Consider the following 25,633-nt stretch of genomic DNA (forward strand, 5'->3'; position numbering starts at 1 on the left):
CGTAGAAATTCTCCAACCAGGGTGGGAGGCCGGCCTTAAACTATCGGAAAAGTCCTCTTCTTCTCTCATTCCGGCTTTCCGAACTTGCGAAAGAGCCACACTTGAACGCTGAAAGGGCCACAGTTGCAGCGCAACTGTGGCCCTTTTTCAAGCCCGTTCTGGCCCTTTCAGGCTCGTTTCCGGCCATTAATATGTGTCAGTAAAATTCAAACGGCTGATTATCAGCATATTGAAAACATCTTCAAAATCGCTTATTTGCGCCGAGCAGGTTGTTGGTTGCGAATATCGAAATATGAGAGGCCGAAAACGAACAAATAGTTTGACAGTTGTCGTCCGGATTTCTCCCCCGCCAAGCACCGACTGTCCCCTCGTCTGTCTTAGAGAAGGTAGGCACGCCTGATTTTCCTTGTCTTTCCCCGTCTTTTATTTGGTAGTGTGTAGAATTTACACTATCTTTGCCGACATATCGTAATCTCGCCATTTAATGCTGCGAGTGCGGCAGACCTAATATCAACAAAACAATGAACAAGAACACCTGTAAACTTTTGATGGCCACGTTGTTGCTTGTGGCTTCTCCAGTCCATGCGAAAGCACAGTCTTTGTCCCCACAACGGTCGTGGACAGCCGATAACGGCAACGGCACCTTCACCAATCCGCTTTTCTACGATGAGTTCTCTGACCCCGACATCCTGCGCGTAGGCGACGACTATTATCTGGCCGGAACCACGATGCACACCGTGCCGGGCGTGAATATACTCCACTCCAAAGACCTTGTGAACTGGGAGCAGTGGAGCTATTGCTTCGATCGTTTCGACTTTCCCGACCCCGCTTTCTCCCTCCGCGACGGCAAGGAAGTCTACGGACAGGGTATTTGGGCACCCTGCATACGTTGGCACAAAGGCAAGTTTTATGTGTTCAGCAACATCAACGGCAAGGGACTTCAGGTGTATGTGGCCGACGATGCGCGCGGCCCTTGGAAGCACATCAACATGAAAGGCCGCATTTATGACCTCGGCGTGCTCTTCGACGACGATGACAAAATCTATGCGATCCATGGTTATGGTGAGGTGAAGTGCGTGCAGTTGAAAGACGACCTCTCCGAACCGATATACGAAACTGAGCGCACCATCATTCCCGAGGGCACAGGGGTGGGCGAGGGCCATCATGTGTATAAGATCGATGGGTGGTACTATCTGATTTCCACCGACTACGCTCCGAATGGCCGGACGCTTTGCAGTCGCTCGCGAAGCATTTGGGGGCCTTACGAGACCATCACGATAACAGCCGACGAAACCTACGGTTATCATCCTGCGCCCATGACCCGCTGGCAGGGGCGCATCGTTAACGACGGCCATCCCTTCCGCATAGAGCCGGCACTGACCGATGCCACCGGCTGCAGCAACGCCCATCAGGGGGGCATCGTCTCCACGCCCGACGGACAGTGGTGGGCCCTGCTCATGCAGGATTTCCACTCCATTGGTCGCACGGTGGATCTCATGCCCGTGACGTGGAAAGACGGGTGGCCGATGGTAGGGCTGGAGGGCAACCTCGGACGGGCACCCCGCACGTGGACGAAACCCGTGCAGGGACAGCCCCTGCGCGCCCCATACGAGCGCAATGAAGATTTCAACGGGCCGCGGTTAGGGCGCATCTGGCAGTGGAACCATAACCCCGACGACAGCGAATGGCAGCTCACGGGAGGGCGGTTGCGGCTCCACGCCCTACCCGCCTCACAACTGATGTGGGCTCGTAACACGCTCACGCAGCGTGTCATAGGCCCCGAGTCGACGACCACGGTGGAATTGCGCGTGGGCCGTTTGAAAGACGGCGATGTGGCCGGACTGGGCAACATCAATGTGCCTTGTTCGTGGGCGGGTATCGTGAAAGACGGGAAACGGCTCATGCTCAGATGCTTCCAACAGGTGGACAACGACACACTCGACATGCCCGTGCAGTTGAAGGGCGACCGGATTTGGCTGCGCTTCAACGGCGATTTCGACAACGACCGGGGACGCTATGCCTATTCGCTCGACGGCAAGACCTTCACCGACCTTGGCCGGGAGATGACGCTCAGCTATCAACTGGTTACCTTTCAGGGCAGCCGCATGGGACTTTTTGCGTTCAACCACAAGGGCAGGAAGGGCGGATATGCCGAGTTTGACAACTTCCGTGTGGACGAACCGAAGGCCGACCGTAACCGCAACATCCCCTACGGAAAGACTATTCGTATTGTCAATCTGGCCACGGACAAACCCATGGAGGCAACGAAGCATGGCGTGCTCTACGACACCGGAGCCGACAACCAAGGCTTGTTCACCCGTTTCCGGTTGGTGGACAAGGGACAGGGCAAGGTGGTCTTGCAGTGTGCCGACGGCCGCTACGTGATGTCGGCCGGTTGGGGACTTCCCGGCGATGTGCGCATGACGACCGATGCCGACAAAGCCGAGGTGTTCATGTATCAGGATTTCCTCGACCGTGAGTTTATGCTCTTGTCCGTCCGTACACATCTTTATATAGGTAAGAGTCCCACTACTGGCAGTCCCTATTCGCTCGACTTCAAGGGGGCCGACCCCGGAAGGAGAAACGGGGCCGTGCTGCGCTGGGAGCCGGTAGAGGAGTGACGACAGGTCCGGTTGGTTGAAGATATCGTGCCGTTGGTTGAATGTTTTTGACTGTTATGGCTGCAAATGTTAATTTTGTATTCGTAAGATAAAGATGTCTAACGCATTTAAAACGACACGATATGAAAATCTATTGGCAATCATTCTTTTGGGCATCGGCCGCCCTTTTGGCCGTGTCCTGCTCTGATACGAGCGATTTAGACGACTATGTGAACGGTTCTACCACCACAACTACACCGACCGGCGGAGGCAGTTCTTCCTCCACCACGACGCCCACCACGGCCGGCGACCTGACCACTTTCACGATAGCGGTGGATTCGACAGCCTTGTCGGAGACCGAAACGATTCCCTCCGACAATGAAGACTATGTGGAGAACAACTCTTTCACCAGCACCATCAATATCGTGTATAGCGGAACGACGGCCACGGTGAGCGGAAGTGTAGATGGGGTGAGCATCTCGGTAAGTGGTGCCGATGTCACGGTGACTTCTACGGCCAAGGGGGTGAACTACGTGCTCAGTGGCACGGCGAGCGAAGGGTCGTTCAAAATGGCCGCCGGTGACAGTGACAAGAAGTTTCGACTCACACTCAACGGTGTGAGTATCAACAACAGCGATGGCCCGGCCATCAACATACAAGTGGGCAAACGCTGCTATGTGGTGGCCGCTGACGGCACCTACAATTCGTTCACCGACGGTACTTCATACGCTTTGAGCACCGAAGACCAAAAGGGAACTATCTTCAGTGAGGGCGAATTGCTGTTCAGTGGCAAAGGGCACATCAAGGTGAGTGCCAACACCAAGGCCGGCATCGCCAGCGACGACTACGTGATGATAAGGCCCAACACCAACATCTATGTTAAGGCCACGAAGGGCAATGGCATCAAGAGCAAAGACGGATTGCTCATCAAGGGCGGTGTGGTGAATGTCGAAACCTCCGGTACGGCAGCCAAAGGACTGTCCACCGACGGCTATTTCCAGATGGATGGCGGTCGCGTGACGGCCATCACTACAGGCGGAGGCGAATATGACAGCGACGACAACGACGTGAGTGCGGCAGCCGGAGTGAAAGCCGACTCCACCTTCACGATGAATGGTGGAGCCCTCTACTGCAAGAGTACGGGAGTCGGAGGCAAGGGCATCAGCACCGACCAGTCGCTGACCATCAACGACGGTGAGGTGAAAGTGATCACCACCGGGGCCACCTATACCTATAGCAGCAGCCTCGACTCGAAAGCCAAAGGCATCAAGGCCGACGGGGCTTTGGCCATCAACGGCGGCAGTGTGATGGTGCGCGCCACCGGCGGAGAGGGCAGCGAGGGCATCGAGAGCAAGAGCACGCTGACGGTCACGGGCGGTTCCGTTGAGGTATATTCCTACGACGATGCGCTCAATTCGGCCAGCCATCTATACATCAAAGGCGGCTACATCTACGCATACGCCCTCGGCAACGACGGTATCGACGCCAATGGCAACCTCTACATACAAGGCGGAACGACTGTGGCCTACGGCACAAGCAGCCCCGAGTGTGGCATTGATGCCAACGAGGAGGAGGGCTACAGCGTGATAGTCACCGGCGGTACGCTCGTGGGCATCGGCGGTGGCACGTCCTATCCGTCGAGCCAGTCCACCCAACCAAGCATTGTCTATGGCGGAAGTGTCTCCAATGGCTCTACGGTGGCACTGAACAGTGGTTCGACAAACATTCTCGCCTTGACGATGGGGCGCAGCTATAACGGCAATGTCTGCATCCTCTTCACTTCTCCCAGTTTGTCGAAAGGCGGCAGCTACACCGTCTACACAGGAGCGAGTGTGAGCGGAACCGACTGGCACGGACTCTACGTCGGGACCACCGTGAGCAGCACCGGCACATCGGCAGCCACCATCTCCTCACTCTCGTCGCCTTATTCCTCGGCCGGTAGCACCACGGGCATGGGAGGCTTCGGAGGAGGCGGTCGCCCGGGCGGGAGATAGCAAAGACGGGCAAAACCACCTCTTGGATTTAAGAGAAGATGGAGAAGCTAAGGAATATGAGGACAATGGTTTTATCGCTTGAGCCCGACAGGTGTGCCCAAGAAATAACCCCATTGCCTTTTTCCCGCCACACCGCACGATGCCCCTTCTGTTGAGCGAGGCAGATATCGTTTCCCCTCCACTCTTTCGGCTCCTCCATCTCTCTTGGAATGGTCTCCGGGGGCAGAGTCGGCCAAACCCACTTGGCTTGTATAATATTTCCACGAATCAAACGTTTAAAAGAAAATCATGGGCCTATGAAGAGATTTTTACGCCTGAACAGAGAAAACATCACCTATTTGGGACTTTGGCTTCTTCTCTTTCTGTCTCCGCTGTTGAGCATGTGCATCAAGGTGGAGTCGGGATTGGTCAAGGCATTCAGTTGGATGGAGGTGTTTCATGTATGGAAATTCTTCGTCGTCTATCTCGTCATGTTCCTTGTCCACAACTTTGTCCTTGCCCCCCTGTTGCTCTACAAGCATCGGAAGACGATGTATTTTGCCACCACACTTTGTCTGGTGATGATGTTCGCCTTCTATCAGTGCAGCAACCGTCCCCGTCGTCCCATGCACCCTATGGAGATGGAAGGACGAATGCGCCACAGACCTATGCCCGAAGGGGACAGACTGCATGAACCGGGGCGTGACAGGATGAAAGACCACCGCATGGGGCCTCCGCTCTTCTTCGGCGAGGGCGACTTGGTGAGCACCATCACGCTGGTGCTGCTGTTGGGCATGAACCTCGGCATCAAACTCTATTTCCGATCGGAGCAGGAAAGTGCCGAGATGAGGCTGCTCGAGAAAGAAAACCTCAACCAACAGTTGGAGTATCTGAAGTATCAAATCAACCCCCACTTTTTCATGAACACGCTCAACAACATCCATGCCCTTGTGGACATTGACCCGGAAAAGGCCAAGACCACTATCGTGGAACTGTCGAAAATGATGCGCTACCTGCTCTATGAAGGCAACAATTCGCTCATTCCGCTGCATCGGGAAGTGGAATTCTTGCGCAACTACATCACGCTGATGAAGCTGCGCTACACCGACAAGGTGAAGATAGATACCGACATTCCTGTCTCATTGCCCGACAGGAGGCTGCCGCCACTGCTGCTCATCACGTTTGTGGAAAATGCCTTCAAGCATGGGGTGAGCTATCGGGAACCGAGTTTTATCACTATCGGCATGAGGGTGGATGGCGACCGTTTCCACTTCGAGTGCGTCAACAGCAAGCATCGTGAGAGTACGGCCGAGCATGGTGGGGTGGGGTTGACCAATGTGCACCGTCGGCTCGACCTCATCTATGGCGACACCTACCGCCTTGACATCGACGACGGGACAGATACTTACACGGTGAAGTTGGAGCTCCCGATTGCCACATGATCACATTTCTAACACCAAGACCGCTATGCTTATGATCAGAGTTTTAGCCATCGACGACGAACCGCTGGCTCTGCAGCAGTTGACTGCCTACATTGGCAAGGTGAGCTTTTTGGAACTTGCGGGCGCGTGCCAGAGTGCGCTGGAGGCCCGCAAGCTGCTCGAAAAAGACTCCGTGGACGCCATTTTCTGCGACATCAACATGCCCGACCTCAACGGCATGGACTTCGTGAAGTCGCTTGCTGCGCCCCCGATGGTGGTTTTCACCACGGCCTACAGCGAGTATGCCGTGGAGGGCTACAAGGTAGATGCTGTGGACTATCTGCTCAAACCTTTTTCGCTCGACGACTTCCGTCGGGCTGCCAACAAGGTGAAACGGCAGTATGAACTGGAAAACAGCACCCGGCCCGTGGCATCAATACCCGACGGACAGGCCGATGATGTGCTCTTTCTCAAAACCGAACACCGTGTGTTGAAGGTGAATATCGGCGACATACGCTATATTGAGGGCATGAGCGAATATCTCAAAATCTATCTTGAAGGGCAGAAACCTCTGGTGGTGCTGCTCTCGATGAAGAAGATGGAGGAGCGGCTGCCCGCCATGTTCATGCGCATACACCGTTCCTACTATATCATCAATCTGAAGAAGATAGCCGAGGTGAACAAAAACCGGGTGATACTCGGCGAGGATGCCTATCTGCCCATTGGTGACCTCTATCGGGATACTTTCGCTAAGTATCTTGAGACGAAATTCTTGGGCAAATAAACCATGGGCTCGTTTTTTATTTGTACTTTTGCAACATCAGTAACACAACGGATAGCATGTTGCAATTAGACAATTTTTATAAAGCACGCTACGTGTTGGGCAAGGTTTTGCGCAAGACGGAGCTCATCCATGCAGGCAAAATCAACGACGATGTTGACGTGTACCTTAAACCCGAATGCCTGCAAAAGACCGGGTCGTTCAAGATACGCGGTGCCTACTACAAGATTTCACAACTCTCGGAGGCTGAAAAGCAGAAGGGCGTGATAGCCTGTTCGGCCGGCAACCACGCTCAGGGGGTGGCTCTTGCCGCCACGGCAATGGGCGTGAAGAGTCTCATTTGTCTGCCCGAGGGGGCTCCCATCAGCAAGGTGGAAGCCACGAAGCGCCTGGGAGCAGAGGTGAAGCTCGTGCCCGGTGTCTACGACGATGCCTACGCCGAGGCCATCCGGCTGCGCGATGAGTGCGGTTACACCTTTGTCCATCCCTTTGACGACGAGAATGTGATAGCCGGACAGGGCACCATCGGGCTCGAACTGCTCGACCAGCTGCCCGATGTGGAGGCGGTCGTCATCCCTGTCGGGGGCGGCGGGCTCATCTCCGGGGTGGCCTTTGCTCTCAAGAGCCTCAATCCGCGGGTGAAGGTCTATGGTGTGCAGGCAGCCGGAGCAGCCGGTATGGTGGAGAGCATCCACCAACATCGGTTGGAAAAACTGGCTTCCGTGTCGACTATTGCCGACGGCATCGCCGTGAAAGAGCCCGGACAGTTGACCTTCGAGGCTTGTTCAAAATATGTGGATGGCTTTGTCACCGTGAGTGAAGACGAAATCAGTGCAGCTATCCTGCGGTTGATCGAAACCGAGAAGATGGTGGCCGAAGGAGCCGGAGCAGCCGGTGTGGCAGCAGTGATGTTTGATAAATTGCCTGTGAAGGGCAAGAAAACCGTGTGCGTCGTGAGCGGAGGCAATATCGATGTGACCATCCTCAACCGCGTGATCAACCGTGGACTGGCCAAAACAGGTCGCCTTTGCGCCCTCGAAATGGAACTCGACGACAAGCCCGGCAAACTCGTTGAGGTATGCACGGTGATAGCCCGGTTGGGCGGCAATATCACCAGCGTGCATCACGACCGCTCGGCCAACCGCAAGAAAGTGGATGCCTGCATCTTGCGGGTGATGATGGAGACCCGCAATCAGGAGCATATCGACCAGATACGCCGGGCACTCGAAGAGAAAGGAATCACGATACTGAACAATTCAATCCTTAAAATAGAACATTAGACTTATGCAAGCAATTCACACAGACAACGCGCCTGCAGCTATCGGACCGTATAGCCAGGCCATCGAGGTAAATGGTTTTGTATTTGCCTCGGGGCAGATTCCATTGGATCCTAAGACCGGGACTTTTGTTGAAGGAGGCATCAAAGAGCAGACCCGGCAGGCTCTCACCAACGCTTCCAGCATTCTGAAAGCTGCCGGAACCGACCTTGCCCACGTAGTGAAAACCACTGTCTATCTCGACAGCATGGACGATTTCGCCGCCATGAACGAAGTGTATGCCGAGTTTTTTTCGCATCCATTCCCGGCCCGTTCGGCCGTAGCCGTGAAGAAGTTGCCCAAAGGCGCACTCGTGGAGGTGGAAGTGCTGGCCGCCAAATAACGTGCCGAAATAGGGGATAGAGGACATAATAACTTGTTTACAGGTACGTATGGTTCTCCTTGGACAAAAGGAGAATGATATGTACTTGTAAACATATATTTTTATAAAATGTTGACCAAATCTTTTGTAAAACAAATCATAAGTCGTAATTTTGGGCAAACAACAAAACAGAGCGAGTTGCCCCGCTCTGTTTTGTTGTCACAACGGAATAATCCTTATTGTGACTTGCTTGAAAATTTCTGATGCAAATATAGCAACTTAATAATTGATATCCAAATAAAAAGTAGAAAAAATGAAAACAATTTTAGGATTAGACTTGGGAACCAATAGCATTGGTTGGGCTAAAGTCTCTGTGGATGACTATGGAAATTACCTGCATGACATTAAGTTGGGAAGCAGAATTATTCCGATGAGTCAGGATGTACTTGGCAACTTCGACAGTGGGGTGACGGTATCTCAGACGGCCCAACGAACGGAGTTTCGTAGTAAACGCAGGTTGGTACAGCGCAATCTGCAACGTCGTGAAAGGTTGCATAGAGTGTTACACGTGCTGGACTTTTTGCCTGCTCATTATGATGCAGCCATAGGCTGGGATAGGACAGAGGCTGTAACTTACGGAAAGTTTCTTAATCATGCTGAACCCAAATTGGCATGGGAGGAACTTGGAAATGGGAAAAGAAGATTTCTGTTTATGGATTCATTCCACGAAATGGTAGCTGATTTTGCACGTTGTCAACCGGCATTGGTGGCAGATGGAAAGAAAATTCCGCTTGATTGGACTATCTACTACCTGCGCAAGAAGGCTCTTACACAAGCTATTACGAAAGAAGAATTGGCTTGGATATTGCTTAATTTCAACCAAAAGCGCGGCTACTACCAATTGCGTGGCGAAGAAGAAGAGGAAAATCCGACTAAACAAGAAGAGTATTACGAATTAAAGGTTGTAAGTGTAGAAGCCACTGATAGTCGGAAAGGCAATGATACGTGGTATAATGTCCATTTGGAGAATGGATGGATTTATCGCCGTAGTAGTAAAATCTCGCTTGATGATTGGGTGGGGAAAGTGAAACAGTTTATCGTGACAACTGAATATGAGAAAGATGGTGCGACTTTGAAGACCGATAAAGAAGGCTATGTGAAACGTTCGTTCCGTGCCCCGAACGAAAATGACTGGGGACTGCGGAAAAAACGTACGGAAACCCTGTTGGAAATGTCGGGTAAAACGGTAGGTGCTTTCATCTATGACCATTTGCTGCAAGAACCTGCAGACAAAATACGAGGAAACTTCATCCGCACAATCGAACGCCACTACTATAAAGCAGAACTTGAAGCCATTTTGGCGGAACAATGCAAGTATCACATAGAGTTGAGGGATAAAGAGATGTTGGAAGCCTGTGCCCGAGAGCTTTATCTGAATAACCTTCCCCATCAGCGGAGCCTGATGAAGAAGGACATGACTTATTTGCTTTTGTACGACTTGATTTTCTATCAACGCCCTTTGAAAAGCAAGAAAGCGCTAATAGCCAACTGTCCATACGAATATTATGAATATGTAGATAAAGAGACGGGCGAGATAAAACGGCAAAACATTAAATGTATAGCCAAGTCTAATCCATACTTTCAAGAGTTTCGTTTGTGGCAATTTGTACTTAATCTTCGTCTATTCGATCGTGTGGAAGATAAGGAGGTGACGGCAAATTATCTGCCAACCGCGGATGACCATGCCCGATTGTTTACTTATCTGAATGACCGAAAGGAAATAAACCAAGAAACCTTACTCAAAGATTACTTCAAATTGAAGAAGGTGAAAATTGGTAATGAGAAGGAATACCCTATTCGGTGGAATTATATAGAGGACAAAGAAAAGAAATACCCCTGCAACGAAACCCGTTACGAGTTGCTGATGGCTTTAGATAGAGCCGGTATCGAACACAAATGGTTAGATGACAATAATTTGGAATATCGGTTATGGCATCTGCTCTATTCTGTGGAAGTGAAGAGTGAATCGGAGACAGCATTACGCAAGCTGAAAAATGATGATGCCTTTGTTAATTCGTTTTTGAAGGTGAAACCGTTCAAAAAGGAGTATGGAGCCTATTCGGAAAAAGCAATCAAAAGGCTGTTGGCCGTCATGCGTAAAGGCTTTTTATGGAACGAGCAAGACATCTGTGATGAAACGCGCAAGCGTATTGAAATCATTATAAAAGGAGATGTTGATGAGAAAGTCAAAGAACGGATGGGGCATGCGGCATATTCGTTTGACCGAGTTTCCGATTTTCAAGGACTGCCTGAGTGGCTGGCTTGTTATGTCGTGTATGGCAGACATTCCGAAGCGATGGATATTCAACATTGGGATTCACCCGAAAGGCTCATGGCCTATATTAATAATTTCAAACAGTATTCGTTGCGTAATCCGATTGTAGAACAATGCATTCTTGAAACATTACGGACAGTACATGATATATGGAAAGAAACCGGGCAGATAGATGAGATTCATGTAGAATTGGGACGTGAAATGAAAAGTACCTCTGAAGAGCGTGCTCGTCGGACACAGAATGTTCTTAGGAATGAAAATACCAATCTGCGTATTAAGAGCTTGCTGATAGAACTTAAGAACGATACGGATATATGTAATGTACATCCCTATTCGCCGATGCAGCAAGAGATATTGCGCATCTATGAAGAGGGGGCACTACAAGAATTGAATAGGGAAGACGAGGATTTTGAGGAAATTTCCAAGATTTCGCAAATGTCTCAACCTTCGGGAAAGGAGTTGAACAGATATAAGCTGTGGCTTGAGCAGAAATATCGTTCGCCTTATACGGGAAAAGCTATCTCGCTTGCTAAACTTTTTACGCCGGCCTATCAAATAGAACATGTTATTCCGCAGAGCCGCTACTTTGACGACTCGTTTACGAATAAGGTGATATGTGAGGCAGAGGTAAACACTTTGAAGTCTAACCTTCTTGGTTATGAGTTTATTAAGAAGCATGGTGGTGAGATTATTCATTGTACCACGTTGGGCGATGTAAGAATCTTTAGTGAAAGTGAATATAAGGCTTTTGTAATGGATCATTATGCCAACAACAAGTCGAAAAAAGATAAATTGCTGATGGAGGATATTCCACAGGAATTCTTGAGTCGGCAGATGAACGATAGTAGGTATATTAGCAAGGTGGTAAAGACGCTGCTTTCCAATATTGTGCGAATGGCAGATGAATCGGAAGCTACTTCCAAGTCTGTGATTGTATGTACCGGAGGTGTAACAGACCGCCTCAAAAAAGATTGGGGACTGAATGATGTATGGAACAGTATTGTCTATTCACGCTTTGAGCGACTCAACAGACTTACCGGGACGGAGGCTTTCGGACATTGGGAAAATAAGGACGGTAAGCGGGTGTTCCAGACTTCTATGCCCTTGGAATTACAGCGTGGTTTTAGGAAAAAGCGTATAGATCACCGCCATCATGCGATGGACGCCCTTGTAATTGCTTGTGCCTCTCGTAACATCGTCAACTATCTGAACAATGAGTCTGCCAATAACCCGAAAAAGCGGGAAGATTTGCGTCGTCAGCTGTGCGACAAGAACAGGGTTATTCGCAAGCCTTGGGAAACATTCACGCAGGATGCCTATAATGCATTGGAAAATGTGGTGGTCAGCTTTAAAAATTACGTACGAGTTATCAATAAGGCGACCAATCGTTATGAACACTATGATGAGAATGGTAAAAAGAGGTTTGTGCAACAGAAGGGAAGTGAGTTGTGGGCCATTAGGAAACCAATGCACAAGGAGACTTACTATGGTCATGTCAATCTGCGTCGTAAAGAACTCGTCACACTTCAGAAGGCTCTCGATGATATTCCGTCCATTTGTGACAAGAAGTTGAGAGACTATATCAGTGCGTTGGTTGAAAAGCACTTCAATAAGCGACAGTTGCTTGCCCATTTCAAGAGTACGGATTATTATTGGCAGAAGCAATATGTAAATAAGGTGTATGTGTGGACTTTTAGTGATGATATAAAGCCTTTGGTTGCTACAAGAAAATTGCTTGACACTTCATTCGATGCCAAACGAATAGGCACTATTACCGATACCGGTATCCAGAAGATACTTCGTAATTATCTTGAAGCAAAAGGTGGCAATGCGACCTTGGCTTTTACGCCTGAAGGGATTGCGGAAATGAATCAGAATATCTCAAAGTATAATGATGGCAAACCGCATCAGCCAATTTTGAAAGTGAGAATAACGGAGCCGATGGGAGCTAAGTATCGAGTAGGGCAAACAGGAAATAAAATGGCTAAATATGTCGAGGCTCAATCGGGAACGAATCTCTATTTTGCTATCTATGAAGATAGCGAAGGTAAACGCAGTTATACCACAGTTCCATTGGATGAGGTGGCGGAGCGTCTGAAGCAGAGACTTTCGCCGGTTCCGGAGAAAGATGAAAACGATGTGCCATTAAAGTTCTACCTGTCGCCTAATGATTTAGTGTATGTGCCTACTGAAGAAGAGTTGCAGCTACGTGAGTGCAAGTTGAATAAAGATAGGATATACAAGATGGTTAGCTCGACAGGAAACGAATGTCATTTTATACCTTATTATGTCGCGAATGTGATTTATAACAAGGGCGGTTTCAACATGCAAATGCACCGCCCGCAAAGTTAAAGAATATTTTCGTAAAAACACTCAAAAGGGGTACGAAAATTTAATTTTTCTCTTGGGCGACGGTTTATTTTGTCAGCAACTTTGGTAACAAACTGATGACTGATATTTTCAAAAGTGGATGATTTGGGGATATATTGCCTGATAAGACCGTTCTGATTTTCAATCGAACCTTTTTGCCATGATGAATACGGATCGGTGAAGTAGACCGTAACACCCAATTTTTTTGTAATGTATTCATGACAGGCAAACTCCAAACCGTTATCAGTCGTTATTGATTTAAGGAAAGCTTTATATGGCATTAGTATTCGAACAACCGTCTTTGCCAGTTCTTTGGCTTCTTTTCCTTTGTTCAACTTTCTCATAAACAACATGCCTGTACTTTTTTCAGTAAGGGTCAGTATGGCTCCATGGTTCCCTTTGCCTACAATGGTGTCCATCTCGAAATCACCAAAGCGTCTACCATCTGCTTCTTCCGGTCTTTCGCTTATATTTACCCTATTACAAATAATTGATCCACTGCTACTTACTGGACGTGCCCGGTGTTTAAGTTTATGACGACAGTAAAGATACAAAGCCCCTCCATTCTTCTTGTCTGTGCGGATGATCTTGTATATAGTCTCATGAGATATTGACATACCCCGTTCCTTTAAAACTGCCGAAATCTGTTCCGGAGACCACTGTTCTTCCACTAATAGCCGCACTGCTTCATCCTTTATCTCTTGAGAAATGGCGCGGTTGCCTGGTCTTCGTATCTTTCTATAGTCGGCATTTTTCTGGGCAGTCTCCCAATTATAAGTTCCACGGACTCCGCTGTTGCGGTTGATTTCACGAGTAACGGTAGAATGATTAACTCCTATCGAGTCTGCTATCTTTGCCCTGCTCCATCCGTTTTGAATAAAAGTTGAAATTGCGTATCTTTGCTGTGAAGTTAAATGGTTGTACATAAATGTATAATCTGTTACTTAATGAGATAATTGATCTTATTATTTTAATTAAATAATTTTAACACGAGGCTTATAATGCCTATGTTTATGATTTTTTAATACTTACGCTTTGTAGTCTTTTTTATTCAATAGGCTACTGCAAAAAGTCTCTTCCTGTATTATTTATTTGATGTATATCTATCTTTCCATTTCCGTTTCTGGTTTCGACCTCACTTTCGTCCGCTTGTAGTCATCCATCGACTTTTATTCTGCAAAAGTATCGCAGGCAGGGAACACGGCAAACACCGGAATACTCCCTATTGGCGGAAAACCTTTCATGACCCTCCGAAATCATAGATTGCGGTTTCCTGAAAACTTTTACCGGCCAATTCTTTGCCTTAGGTTCCCTTAATACCTGCGATCTTACCTTGCACATAAAAGGTTCGAGATGACGGTTACACCGGAATAATAAAAAAAAGTTCGGGTCGAAGAAACGAAAAAACTATAAAAAGGTTGAGAATCGGGATGCCCAGAATAAAATAATAACTTCATAAAAATAGGAAAATGGGAAAAATCACTTTACAACGAGTTGGTATAAACTACAATGGTTATACTGCTTACAAGGATGAGAAAGGAAACTATTACTTAGATTTGTCGCTGTCCCCACAAAGTAATCCAACAACGTTATATTGTGCATGTCCTGCCAACGATATGGACGGTGAAGCAGGTTTTGAGTTGAAGCGAAACTTTATGATTGTAAACCCTTATACTGAAAAGGAAATAAGGGAGTACAATTGTAGGGATAAATATATGATGCTTTCAAAAATATACCATGATTTGATTGCATACCTTGGGAAGACTGGTAATGAAGAGCAAGATAAACAGGATTTTCGCTACCACAACGACAAATATGGTCTTTGGGGAAATTCCGTTGATGAAACCATAGAAGAGGTAAAAAGACGTTGGAACATAATCCCCGAGGATTTAAAGCCCCAATGGTGCACGGTCGAGGATATTGCTGAATTGGAGCGCAAGGCAAAGGCTGCTAACTGATAATAATGTGTTCTTTTGTCGGTTTCCCGACAAAAGAATGCTTCAAGGAATAAAAAACAACTTAAATTATAAAAACATGGCAAATTGGGCAAGGACAAGCTACCGTATTGAAGGTAGCGAGAGTGATTTGAAACGAGTGTTCGACGTAATTGACAGCTTTATGACAGACAAGTGTAAGCCTGTCGAGGAAAACGCATCCAAGGAATGGGAGGGAAATATCGTCAGAGTTTTGGGAGCGACGGACGAGCAGATGGAAAATAATTATCTCCGTGGTTTCATCCAAGAGTATGAAATGGATGGAGACATCATTAACATAGAGGCGGATGAAGCATGGGGAGCAACGGATTTCCGTCATGTGCTTACGAAGCTCATGCCTGACCTTACCGTCTACTACATCGTGGAAGAGCCAGGCTGTGAAGTCTATGCTACCAATGATGCCGATAGCAAATACTTCACAGACAAGTTCTACGTGGACGCTTGTGTGAACGGAAACTATGAGAGTGGTTATTTTGAAACAGAGAAACAGGCAATGGCGTATGCAGCAGAGTTGCTTGGTAAAGAGGAAGTCAGCAAAGGAGAATTGAAGAACTGGAACAAAGAACATAAAGGGGACAATGATTTCCTCTACGTTCACGAGTTTGAGATTGAAGACTAAGAAATAAAGGTCATGGCAGAGCTAACCACCCTGCCGCAATCTTTTTAGCATGAAACACAAGAAGTTTGAGTTAAAGACACGCGAAACGACCATTGCAAGCTAAAATGCAACATACGACGGTTATCTTCAATTTTGTGATGATATGGGCAATGAACCCTGCGAAGAAAATAGTGAAGATTATTCTGAATGGTTGGATATTGCCCAAAGTGAAGGCGGCTTTTATGTTGATTGAAAATGTTTGGGGATGAAATGTCCTCAAACATTTTGGGCTGCTCCTTAATGTCGCAGCCATAGGCGAACCATTGAGTCTCGCCAGTAAATAGGTCATTTTAGGTCATTAGACGTGACCTTATGATAAGTGCCTTGGATGTGATATGGTGCATACCGTCTTCCGTTAAAACGTGACTTAAAGTATTTTCCGTACACCCAAGTTCTTTCTCGGAGAGCTTCTTAAAGATGGCATTCACACTGCCAAAGTAATAATTCTTACGGCTATGTATGAGATGCACATGGATTACTTTCCTCAATAGTTTTTCTTTCATAAAACAACTAAAGTCTGAAATTTGCATTATTCTATCTTCTCTTCCCAAAGATTAGAACCAATACTGTCTCTTTGCTGATACATGTCTGTCGTTATTTCAATTTCAATACCTGTCCCAGTCCAATTTACAGAGACAACTTTGGTATTGTACTCATTGGAAAGCAGACCCTCCAATGATACTTCAAGGCCTCGATATCTGTAAAGGTCGCTGCCTTTGAACACGACATCTTCTTCGTCAGCCTTTATATGCCCCTCTTCTATGAAACTTTGAATACCTAAAGTATCTCCAGGAGACGGAACGCATGAAAACGGCCATGTTCCACGCCAATTATAAACATTTCCGGCCCAGCAAAATAAAATACGTACTTCCATATATCTTCTTTTGGATACAAAGATAGCAATTTTTATTGATAAAACTTCCAAATATTAAATATATGGAAGTTTTCATCATTCATTTTTTTTATTGTTATCTTGAAACAACCTGGAAACAACAACAATTCAAATCGTAACATCTGTGTGGAACATTGAGGAAACGACAGGTTATAAACCCCTTACTACTTTTTGGGGTGATTTCTCAATTGCAGAGAAGTTTGGCGTAAAAGCGGTAAACGATACATTCAAACGAGCATTCGAGGAGTGGAAAGACAATTATAAGTTTCTGACCGAGCTTGTTATGGTGCTCAATCATAAGATTTGGCAATGGTACGAGAAAAACGACGAGTTGGCACGTGTTTACAATGCCCTTTGGGAGGAAGCGGACAATTATGGTTGCGAAAACCTGAAAGGCGAGGAATTAGACTACTTTTATGAAACACTTGATTAATAACCAATGCAAGGTGGAAACCCCACCTTATTAAAACAGACAAAACAATGAAACATTTTGATTATGCCCCTCTTTATGAAGAGATTTACAAACGACAGAAGCAGGAACTAATCGACGCTTTGCAGAATTTCCCTAACCATGAATTTCATTTTGGGATGGATTATGACGACGCAGAACAAGGAGAAAAGGCGGAACATCCTTACATCATAGGATATTTGGGGGAGGAACCTGCCGACCTGAAAGTAATGGCGGTAAAGGAAGAAGATGGTTTCCTGTCAATATTGGTAAAAGACAAAGAAGATGGCTTTGAGGGAACCATCACCGATTTGAAGCTGGATATAGTCTTAGGACATTTGGAGAACATACTTGATGAGTTGCCAGATATGTAGCTAATTTGATATGAGTGAGGTGTCAGGTATCGCCCGGCATCTCACTTCTTGAATTTTCATGCCGAAAAAATCGGTGGGGCTTACTGCCCCACACCCTGATTATGAACCGGCTCCTTTCGGGACTAAATATCAAGGACATTGTCGGTTCCTGTCCGCCGGGGTCACTTTCACCTTCCGGCACGCCACAGGAAAAAGCTCCCAAAAGCGGAAGGGCAGAGACTTGCAGACACTGCCCACATTGTTGGATATAGGCTACTTACCCCTTTTCTACATAGCGGCATATCTTTATTGCCGTATTCCTATTTCCATATTGTCATATAGGTGCATTCTTGTATAGCTGTATATACATATATATGGCTATACGAACATACATCTATGCGGATTGCCTTGCAGACCTTATAGTGGTACATCCCTTTTCCGTCTCCTACCATGGCACGGCTTGCAGCCTTCTTCAACCATTGTCTTTGAGACTTCCGCTCTTCCTCCCTGACGGTGGAGCCAAGTGGCGAGACTGTATCATGGTATCTCTTACTGTCCATGGACGTTCTCTGACGGCTTACCCCTTTACCTGTCCTTGCCCTTCTTCGGCAGCGGCAGCTTTGCTGGCACAACTTCACTCACCCATGTTTCAGGGCCTGGCAGAGGTACTGTCATTTTCTTTCCCGTGCGGTCAAGTGTGTTTACCGATACCGGTAGCGGTGACAGCTTCCTGGTCTTGGTTTCATCCTTTCAGCTACCCTTCACTTCAAATCATTCATGGCGTTCTTTTCATTTTTCAGATAAGTCCGACATCCATTTTCCTTTGCAAAGTTAGCGCAAGCGGTGTTCCGCAAGGGTCGCCCTCCGGGACTTGCCTCGTGATTTTTTTCAAGTTTTTGGGGTGCGGTTGCTCCTGATCCAAAAACTCTATGGTCGGAGATGAAAAAAATAACGGTCATCCCTTGCCTTTGCACACCTTCCTCTTGCCTGCTCCTTTATGCACGTAAAATAAATATCAACTTAAAAAATTACAATTATGAACGCAATGAACAATTTCACAGTTACGGGTTATGTTTGCAAGGATGCAGAAGTTAAAAACTTTGAGAAGGCTGCCATCGCACGCTTCGGTATCATCATCAAACACACAGAACGCAAAGGCAACGAGACCACTACGGTCTCTTCGATCATAGGCCTTGAAACTTGGGTAAAGAACGACGATACGGCTACCTTGGAACTGCTGAAGAAGGGCAAGGAGATTACGGTAGAGGGATTCTTCAAGCCGGAGAACTACACCAAGGACGGTAAGAACGTCACGGTTCTGAAGAACATCGCCACAAAGGTTACCGCCTTTGTCAGGGAAGAAAAGCAAGACGCTCCTAAAGCGAAGAACCGGAAGGCCAAGTAAAAGCCTTACTCCGAAAGACGGGAGACTCTTCAAGGGTCTCCTTTTTTCATGTCTGCTGCAATCGCATCTGCTATCACGCCATACGGCGGTGTCCATACCTATCTTTCATGCAAGCAGGCCTACTTCTTAAACCCTCTTGTGTCTTCTTCCGTGCCGTGCCGGAACTCCAACAGACACAAGACAGCACAGACGTGCCGTCAGAGCTGCTTCGGGAGAGAGGACTATACTTCTTGTGGAGCCTGCCGCCCCACACCCGGCAACGGAACCGGCACACGCCTGAAGGCAAGTGCCGTTCCTTTATATCCGGCTGTCTATACACCCAACCTTTTACCGACAATACATATAGCTGTATATACATATAGGTGTATATACAGCTATGCGGACATACGGCTACACACGCTGCACCTGCGGTGCTTGTTTTACATTCACTTATATCTATCTTTCCATTTCCGTTTCTGATTTCGACCTCACTTTTCGTCCGCTTGTTGTCATCTTCGACTTTTATTCTGCAAAGGTATCGCAGGCGGGGAACACGGCAAATACCGGAACAAGTCCTATTGACGGAAAAAGTTTTCATGACCCTCCGAAATCATAGATTGCGGTTTCCTGAAAACTTTTACCGGCCAATTCTTTGCCTTAGGTTCCCTTAACGCCTGCGATTTAACCTTGCACATAAAAGGTTCGAGATGACGGTTACACCGGAATGATAAAAAAAAGTTCGGGTCGAAGAAACGAAAAACCTATAAAAAGGTTGAGAATCGGGATGCCCAGAATAAAATTTTAACTTCAGCCCTCGACAACACGGTTAAGTCAAGTCGTATGAAAAAAATAGAAGCAGCAAGAGAACTCCACGCAATTTATAACAGTTACGAGGTCAGGAAAGTAAAGTTGGCAACAATCCTTCGCAAGATGTACAAATGGGGGGATAATTGGAGATTGTGTGGATATGCACATGACTATACTGTTTAGCCTGAACTTTCTATTATACATCAAAAGTGAGGAGATTATGAAAATAAAGACAAACAGATACTTCTTCAAGAAAGCCGAAAAAGGTTGGACTATCATGAAGCGTAGAATGGACGGTTATATCATCGCCATACGTTGGGTGGCCAGCTGGCAGGAAGCACGGCAGCAAGTCTATAAGCTCAACGGATGGAGTTGAAATTATTCCATGCGACTCTATACGAAGAACTCTAATATAAACGATTCATATACAAACAAGATGAAAACATTATCAATCCACAAAAGCAAGACCTCATCGGCATCTGAAGCTGTCGGAAAATGGTGGAACTCAAAGAATGTATTCTTCTCTCTGCTCGCAGAAGAAAACTTCACTAATAAAGAGGTGGTACTCGTACACCTGATTCTTATGGCATTTCTAATCGGTACCGCTTTGGTAGAGACATACCCTGTCATATCAATCCTTGCAATCATTGCAAGTGCCGTTTGTGTCAGGATTTTGAATGGTGTGGGTAACAATATTAACAATGTTAGTAATTAGCTTATTTTTTTATACCTCAAAATATTAACATTTAAGCAAAACATATAAGAGAGTATCTGAAAATATCAAAAGTTCCAAATAATAAATATTTGGAACTTTTTTAATGTATCTTAACAAAATAAGCAGGCAGGAAGTTTTTCCAAAAGATTTTGAAAATGTTAATATAAGACTTTTATTTTTTTGACACCTCATTTTCATAGTGAGGTTTGTATCTTCGCAGTCGTTAAAATATTTTTTTATGAGAAGAAATCACTTATCATTAACTCTCGCGTTGACGGCACTTGCTTTCTCTTCCTGTACAAAGCATCCGTCATTTCAGAACTCTACCGAAGCGATAGAGGCCTGTAAAGCAAAGCTGTCGGAAATCCAATCTTACAAGGATGCCGACATCGAAAAAGTAACTGACCTTACGGCACAGTGGCAGGAACTTAAAGACTCGTCGTACAGTGTCTTTTCAAAAGACTCTACCATTAACCTGAAGAGTCCGGTGGCACTTGCCTATTTTGTCATTTCCGATTCTGTGAGAACAGAGCTGACACGACTTGCTTTTTCAAAGCAGCGTTCGCTTCAGGACGTGATGTACCTTAAACTCAATACGGCTTCCGAACGGGCAAAGATGGAAAGTTCGGACACCTATAAAAAAGCGTCTGACTTTTATGGGGGACTTGACAAAGAACAGACGATAAAGGGACTTCCACAAATACTGGCCATCTACAACAAGTTGCTAAACAGTACGCATGACTTTAAGCAGGAGTCTCAATTGCTTACCTTTATCAGGCAGGAGGACAGATGTTTTCGTTCGCTCATGGAACACCTTAGTAATGTACCCATGGATGAGATGCAGCGGTTGACCCAAAAGACAACAAGGCTTTTTGACCGGCTTTACTCTTCTGTCGGTCAGAAAAACGATGAAGTGAATGACAGGACGATGCTGTATCTGACCATGCGTTTTAACCGCCGGATCATGCAAAATGCCATTGCGTGCAGGGAAGACATACTGAACAACAAGCAGCTTAGCCAGGAACAACGGGTCAGTTACCGCTGGATGCTGATTCAGCCCTATGTGTCCTTGGATGGGTATTCAACGGCTGCATTGACCAAGAAACAGCGTGAAGAGCTGATGGTAATTTCCAAGGAACTGCCAATACTTTTGAATCGCCTGGACAACAAAAAGAAAACGAAGGAGGAGGAAAATAAGCTGATAGCCACTTTGGCAGAATATTTTCTGAAATCGTATATTTCAGCAACTTTATAAATAGAAAATCGTATGGAAAAAGCATTAGACTACAACACACTTGAAGACGGAACCTACAAGCGTTCCATCCTCCTGCTTTATCAGAAGTTGATAAAGTTGCTCCCCGGCTATTTTACAGAACAGCAGATATGCGTTATCCAACACGCTTATTTTACGGAAGTCGTTCTTAACATGGAAGAGCAACACGTGTTGGAAAATTTCGTATCGGATTTGGTGGAGAAACTGCATATACACGTTCTCTATGCTTCCAAGGAAGAGAAAGGAAAAGTATATAAGGTGGTGGCATACTCAACTCCGGTAGAAGATGAAATGTTTGTTGTCTATCTGTCATCGACCAATTACGGAATCGTTGACTCAATGACGGTATTCTTCTTTGATAGTTTGGAAACGATGTACTATCAGCTGCTTTCCGAAAGGAATCGGATGCCCAAACTTCAGAAAAACATTCTGGAACAAGAATCATACGCAGAAACATTGTCGAACTTCAATTGAAAGAAATATGGTGATGTTAATATTAAAATTAATCCTTTTCGTGGTGCTGACGAGCATTCCTTTCCTGTATCATTTTCTAATCAAGCCAAGGAGGGAAAGCGTGAAAAAATACCGCAATGTTTTTACGGCAGCACAGCCCCATATGTCGAAGCTGAAGAAGTCTGTTTGGAGACTGGGCACTCATCTTATCAACTTCTATGACAAGATGAAGCATCGGGAAAAGCCAAGAAAGTTTTTTACATTATTACTTTTACTATTTCTTCTCGGTATTCAAGGTGTAGACAACTTTGCATCAGGAGAAGTGGCTGCCACATATAAGACCATGGCGAAAGAAAAGAGGTTGGACCAGCTTAGCATCAGCGGAAAGAAAACGGCGGCTCCGTTCATGCAACGAAAGATGAACAACTATCTCTATCCCTTTCTGACCCGCCCCCTCGTTTACCTTATTACTTTCGGGATGACACTACTGTTCTTCTCTTACAAGTTGGCTAACAGAATACTCACGAAAATACATAATAGCAAAAGGATTCTGATAGGTGTTTCCTGTGTAATTATTTTGTTTTCTTTCTTCGATGAAGGAAGGTATATTTTGCTTTCTGAAGTACTTTTCGTTATTGCAATGGCTGCCTTGTTCTATCCCAATTTTCATGATCCTGCTGCTCCCAAAGGGAGGAAACCGATACCACAAAGATACACGGTAGAAAGGAAGGCTGCATGACCTTTATCGGTTACAACATTTATATAAAAATGTGGATTGGAAAAAGGTAGATTTTTACATATAATATTGATAATATAAAATAATAATGACTAACGATAAAATGATAGATAAAGAAGTCGTTCAAAATGGTTATAAGAACTATCATGTAAGAATGTCTTCCGACCTGCTTAAGTTTCTCTGCGGAGACTATACTTACAAGAACGCAAAGCGTTTTTCTCGCCTGCAGGCCTTTCGGGATCTTGTGGCACGACATTGTACCTCCGAGAGGAAACAAGAGGACACGGCCGCAAATATAGAATGCCTATCGAAGTCTTGGGGCTGGAGTCGACCATCGGTCATGAAGTTCATCCAAAATTTAGAGACAATGAATGTTCTGGAAGTCTTCAATGTTGTTACAAGCAAAATGGTCAGACTCCGAAAAGATATCGTCGTTTTTGCCCCGGCAAAAGATGTTGAGAAATGACGGAGAGGGATTTTATCCATCCCGAAAATCCGGCTTGACATTTCATTTTTAATGAACTTGGAGATGGAAAAGACAAAGTCTTGGTACATGCGCTTGCGCATGAGCGATCGTTTTGCAAACGAAATGAATTGTTTTACATTGGGAGGTAGCCTAATACCCCCCAAATCAAAATTTGGGGGTATTGCCACCCCGGCGAGGGGGGACTTCGTGCGGCAAGCCGTGTCAATATTAGGCTCTCCGAGGGGTAAAGCGGAAATGGCATTTCGAATATAGAGATGAAGCTTTCAGTCTTATACTTTGGAGGGGGTGACCCCCTATAAAAGTTACATTGACCCCACCATTGACCCCTCTAATGGTAACAAATCGCAATCATTGACCCCTCTAAAAGTGTAAAAATGATAGTTCGTGAATTTGCAGTGTTTTTGAGGGGAGTAAAAACTCCTTTACAAAAAGGGTTGACCCCTCTAAAAATTACAATTCGTCACATTGACCCCACCATTGACCCCTCTAATGGTAACAAATCGTAATCATTGACCCCTCTAAAAGATTAAAAATGATAGTTCGTGAAATATTGAATTCCACCGTTCTGAAATGTTTATATTCAGGAACCACCCCACGATGAAGTAAAAGAAATAACGATAAATGGCAAAACAAGTAATGGATCTTATGCCTACGAAAGGCATTACTGTTGCTCAAAGCAATGAGCATCTACGAAACTTCTCGGCGGAAGCATACCGGAGAAAACTATCGTATGCTTTTGACCCGACACGTGAGCATCTTAACTTTGAAGTTCGCAAAGGAGATGTGATAGCTCCAGTCGACAAGCAGCTCTCAATCCCCAAACGAATCAAAGACAATTTGAAGGCAAGGAATATAATAGACCCTAACCTCGGACTTCCGGAACCGAAGTACCGGACTGTTGCAAATTTCATCTTGGGTGGTTCGAGGGATCAGATGCACCGTTTGGCGTTCGGTGAACAACAGGTGAACTTGGACAAGGGAGCTGACAATTCGGAAATTACCCGCAGCCCTGAAATAGAAAAATGGGCTGTTGACATGTACAAGTTTATGAGTAAAAAATATGGTGAAAAGAATATCGCAGCTTTTATAGTACATCTTGATGAAACAAACCCTCATATTCATTGCACAATTTTACCAATAACGGAGAGGAATAAATTCTCTTGGAAAATGGTTATGGCAGGGCAGAGTAAGTTTGAATATAGTCAGCGCCTGACTGCTCTTCACAATGAACTCTCGGAGGTCAACAAGAAGTATTCTCTTGACCGGGGAGACAGCATTGCAGAGACGGGGCACAAGCATAAAACGATGGGAGAATATTATGCACAAAAAAGAGAGGATTTAAAGAAAGAAGTTGATCATCTGAAAGGCGATGTCGCTGATCAAAAGCGACAGATTTCGAGAAACAAGGTTACACTGTCAGAACAAGAAAAAGCAATTAAGCATGGTGAAGCAAGATTGAAGGGGCTGGGTACCATGATAGCCAATCTTGAAAAACATAAAAATGACTTGCTCCGTGAGATTGAGAAGTTAGAAAATGATGTCAAGGCAGGAAAGATAACCAAGGAGCAGGCAGATATTGAACGTGTGAGAATCCTCGCCGATATTGAAAAAACAAAAGAGAAAATTATTGACAAAAAAGGAAAGCTCGCAGAGGCGGAGAGAAAGCTTGAATTAGTGAGGGGGCAGACCGAAGCCACCGAAGAGCGATATAAGGAAATCAAGGGTGACATACATTCAATTGTGCCGAACCTGAACACGCAAGCCCTACATGACATGCAAGCTGTTGGATGGAATATGGCCTCGATAGAAGCGCAAAAGTCTTATAGCAAATTTAATGCTTACCGTGAGTCTCTTCCGCCGGAGCAGAGAGTGGCTTTTGATGAAGCGACTAAAGGATTTTCTGAAGGTTCTGTGTTCGAACAGATGGCAGAAAATTCAAGTCAGGTTGCCTTGGTCGCCACGGCTCTTTTTCTTGGCTATCTTGATAAGGCAACAGAGATTTCGCAGAGTGCCGGCGGCGGTTCCGCGCCTAATGGAGGCTGGGGTAAGAAGCCTGACGAGGACGATATAGCGTTCCGACAACGCTGTTTCCTAATGGGTATGCACATGCTGAAATCAGGTAAGAAAAGGAATATCAAGCGATAATAATGTTGATGTTTTTTCATGGGGAATATTGTAGATGTTTGTGAATCCGAATAAGATGTGGATTGTATATATGTCTATTTTCTTATACTTCAATACAAGTATAGCGCAACACGTATATACATCTATACGGATATACGTATATATGGGCATACGGCTATACACGCTATACC

At 45.9% G+C, this 25,633-nt stretch carries 21 protein-coding genes; 19 read left to right on the top strand and 2 right to left on the bottom strand.

Annotated elements, in window-relative coordinates; all coding sequences use genetic code 11:
- Positions 1-521: 521 nt before the first annotated feature.
- The 7 genes from HMPREF6485_RS05660 (at position 522) to cas9 (ending at position 13,100) form a co-directional block, all read left to right on the top strand.
- Positions 522-2,621 carry a glycoside hydrolase family 43 protein gene (locus HMPREF6485_RS05660; protein ID WP_004345286.1) on the top strand — a complete coding sequence of 700 codons (2,100 nt, stop codon included), beginning with the start codon at positions 522-524 and terminating at the stop codon, positions 2,619-2,621.
- Between the two features lie 122 nt (positions 2,622-2,743).
- Positions 2,744-4,594, top strand: coding sequence for a carbohydrate-binding domain-containing protein (locus tag HMPREF6485_RS05665; RefSeq protein ID WP_004340098.1), 1,851 nt, complete (start codon positions 2,744-2,746; stop codon positions 4,592-4,594).
- Between the two features lie 296 nt (positions 4,595-4,890).
- The gene (locus HMPREF6485_RS05675) at positions 4,891-6,015 is read left to right on the top strand and encodes a sensor histidine kinase (RefSeq protein ID WP_004345289.1); all 1,125 of its coding nucleotides are present in this window, start codon (positions 4,891-4,893) and stop codon (positions 6,013-6,015) included.
- Positions 6,016-6,046: 31 nt separating this feature from the next.
- A complete protein-coding gene (locus HMPREF6485_RS05680) occupies positions 6,047-6,778 on the top strand; it encodes a LytR/AlgR family response regulator transcription factor (protein WP_044125876.1) in 732 nt (243 codons plus the stop codon).
- Positions 6,779-6,834: 56 nt separating this feature from the next.
- A complete protein-coding gene (gene ilvA, locus HMPREF6485_RS05685; protein WP_004340101.1) occupies positions 6,835-8,055 on the top strand; it encodes a threonine ammonia-lyase in 1,221 nt (406 codons plus the stop codon).
- A 4-nt stretch (positions 8,056-8,059) separates the two neighbouring features.
- Positions 8,060-8,434 carry a RidA family protein gene (locus HMPREF6485_RS05690; RefSeq protein ID WP_004340102.1) on the top strand — a complete coding sequence of 125 codons (375 nt, stop codon included), beginning with the start codon at positions 8,060-8,062 and terminating at the stop codon, positions 8,432-8,434.
- Positions 8,435-8,726: 292 nt separating this feature from the next.
- On the top strand, positions 8,727-13,100 hold the full coding sequence (gene cas9 / locus HMPREF6485_RS05695; RefSeq protein WP_004345292.1) for a type II CRISPR RNA-guided endonuclease Cas9: 4,374 nt from the start codon (positions 8,727-8,729) through the stop codon (positions 13,098-13,100).
- Here cas9 and HMPREF6485_RS05700 read toward each other — a convergent pair.
- Positions 13,097-14,044 carry an IS30 family transposase gene (locus tag HMPREF6485_RS05700; RefSeq protein WP_004345294.1) on the bottom strand — a complete coding sequence of 316 codons (948 nt, stop codon included), beginning with the start codon at positions 14,042-14,044 and terminating at the stop codon, positions 13,097-13,099. The two genes, cas9 and HMPREF6485_RS05700, sit on opposite strands and share 4 nt — an antisense overlap.
- Positions 14,045-14,587: 543 nt before the next feature.
- On the opposite strand from HMPREF6485_RS05700, the gene HMPREF6485_RS05705 reads away from it, so the two are divergent.
- Together HMPREF6485_RS05705 and HMPREF6485_RS05710 are read left to right on the top strand one after the other, a co-directional pair.
- The gene (locus HMPREF6485_RS05705; RefSeq protein ID WP_004345295.1) at positions 14,588-15,076 is read left to right on the top strand and encodes an LPD11 domain-containing protein; all 489 of its coding nucleotides are present in this window, start codon (positions 14,588-14,590) and stop codon (positions 15,074-15,076) included.
- 76 nt (positions 15,077-15,152) lie between these two features.
- Complete coding sequence (locus HMPREF6485_RS05710; RefSeq protein ID WP_044126292.1) at positions 15,153-15,731, top strand: hypothetical protein; 579 nt, start codon at positions 15,153-15,155, stop codon at positions 15,729-15,731.
- Positions 15,732-16,299: 568 nt separating this feature from the next.
- Here the strand turns inward: HMPREF6485_RS05710 and HMPREF6485_RS05720 are convergent.
- Entirely contained in the window at positions 16,300-16,644 is a 345-nt protein-coding gene (locus tag HMPREF6485_RS05720; RefSeq protein ID WP_004345302.1) for a hypothetical protein, read from the bottom strand.
- Between the two features lie 142 nt (positions 16,645-16,786).
- Here HMPREF6485_RS05720 and HMPREF6485_RS05725 point away from each other — a divergent pair, with 142 nt between their 5' ends.
- From HMPREF6485_RS05725 to mobV, 10 genes are all read left to right on the top strand, one after another.
- Positions 16,787-17,095 (top strand): hypothetical protein, encoded by a 309-nt coding sequence (locus tag HMPREF6485_RS05725; RefSeq protein WP_004345303.1) that lies wholly within the window; start codon positions 16,787-16,789, stop codon positions 17,093-17,095.
- A 47-nt stretch (positions 17,096-17,142) separates the two neighbouring features.
- The gene (locus HMPREF6485_RS05730) at positions 17,143-17,484 is read left to right on the top strand and encodes a hypothetical protein (RefSeq protein WP_004345304.1); all 342 of its coding nucleotides are present in this window, start codon (positions 17,143-17,145) and stop codon (positions 17,482-17,484) included.
- Between the two features lie 1,015 nt (positions 17,485-18,499).
- A complete protein-coding gene (locus HMPREF6485_RS05735) occupies positions 18,500-18,868 on the top strand; it encodes a single-stranded DNA-binding protein (RefSeq protein ID WP_004345305.1) in 369 nt (122 codons plus the stop codon).
- Between the two features lie 1,006 nt (positions 18,869-19,874).
- A complete protein-coding gene (locus tag HMPREF6485_RS05740) occupies positions 19,875-20,030 on the top strand; it encodes a hypothetical protein (RefSeq protein WP_007411088.1) in 156 nt (51 codons plus the stop codon).
- Positions 20,031-20,090: 60 nt separating this feature from the next.
- The gene (locus HMPREF6485_RS05745; protein WP_007411086.1) at positions 20,091-20,369 is read left to right on the top strand and encodes a hypothetical protein; all 279 of its coding nucleotides are present in this window, start codon (positions 20,091-20,093) and stop codon (positions 20,367-20,369) included.
- A 238-nt stretch (positions 20,370-20,607) separates the two neighbouring features.
- Positions 20,608-21,624 (top strand): hypothetical protein, encoded by a 1,017-nt coding sequence (locus tag HMPREF6485_RS05750; RefSeq protein WP_004345310.1) that lies wholly within the window; start codon positions 20,608-20,610, stop codon positions 21,622-21,624.
- 12 nt (positions 21,625-21,636) lie between these two features.
- A complete protein-coding gene (locus HMPREF6485_RS05755) occupies positions 21,637-22,116 on the top strand; it encodes a hypothetical protein (RefSeq protein ID WP_004345311.1) in 480 nt (159 codons plus the stop codon).
- Positions 22,117-22,123: 7 nt separating this feature from the next.
- Entirely contained in the window at positions 22,124-22,834 is a 711-nt protein-coding gene (locus HMPREF6485_RS05760; RefSeq protein ID WP_004345312.1) for a hypothetical protein, read from the top strand.
- Between the two features lie 85 nt (positions 22,835-22,919).
- Positions 22,920-23,297 carry a hypothetical protein gene (locus HMPREF6485_RS05765; RefSeq protein ID WP_004345314.1) on the top strand — a complete coding sequence of 126 codons (378 nt, stop codon included), beginning with the start codon at positions 22,920-22,922 and terminating at the stop codon, positions 23,295-23,297.
- Between the two features lie 642 nt (positions 23,298-23,939).
- On the top strand, positions 23,940-25,463 hold the full coding sequence (mobV, locus tag HMPREF6485_RS05775) for a MobV family relaxase (RefSeq protein ID WP_004345318.1): 1,524 nt from the start codon (positions 23,940-23,942) through the stop codon (positions 25,461-25,463).
- Positions 25,464-25,633 lie beyond the last annotated feature (170 nt).

The organism is Segatella buccae ATCC 33574 (genome assembly GCF_000184945.1).
Lineage (GTDB): Bacteria > Bacteroidota > Bacteroidia > Bacteroidales > Bacteroidaceae > Prevotella > Prevotella buccae.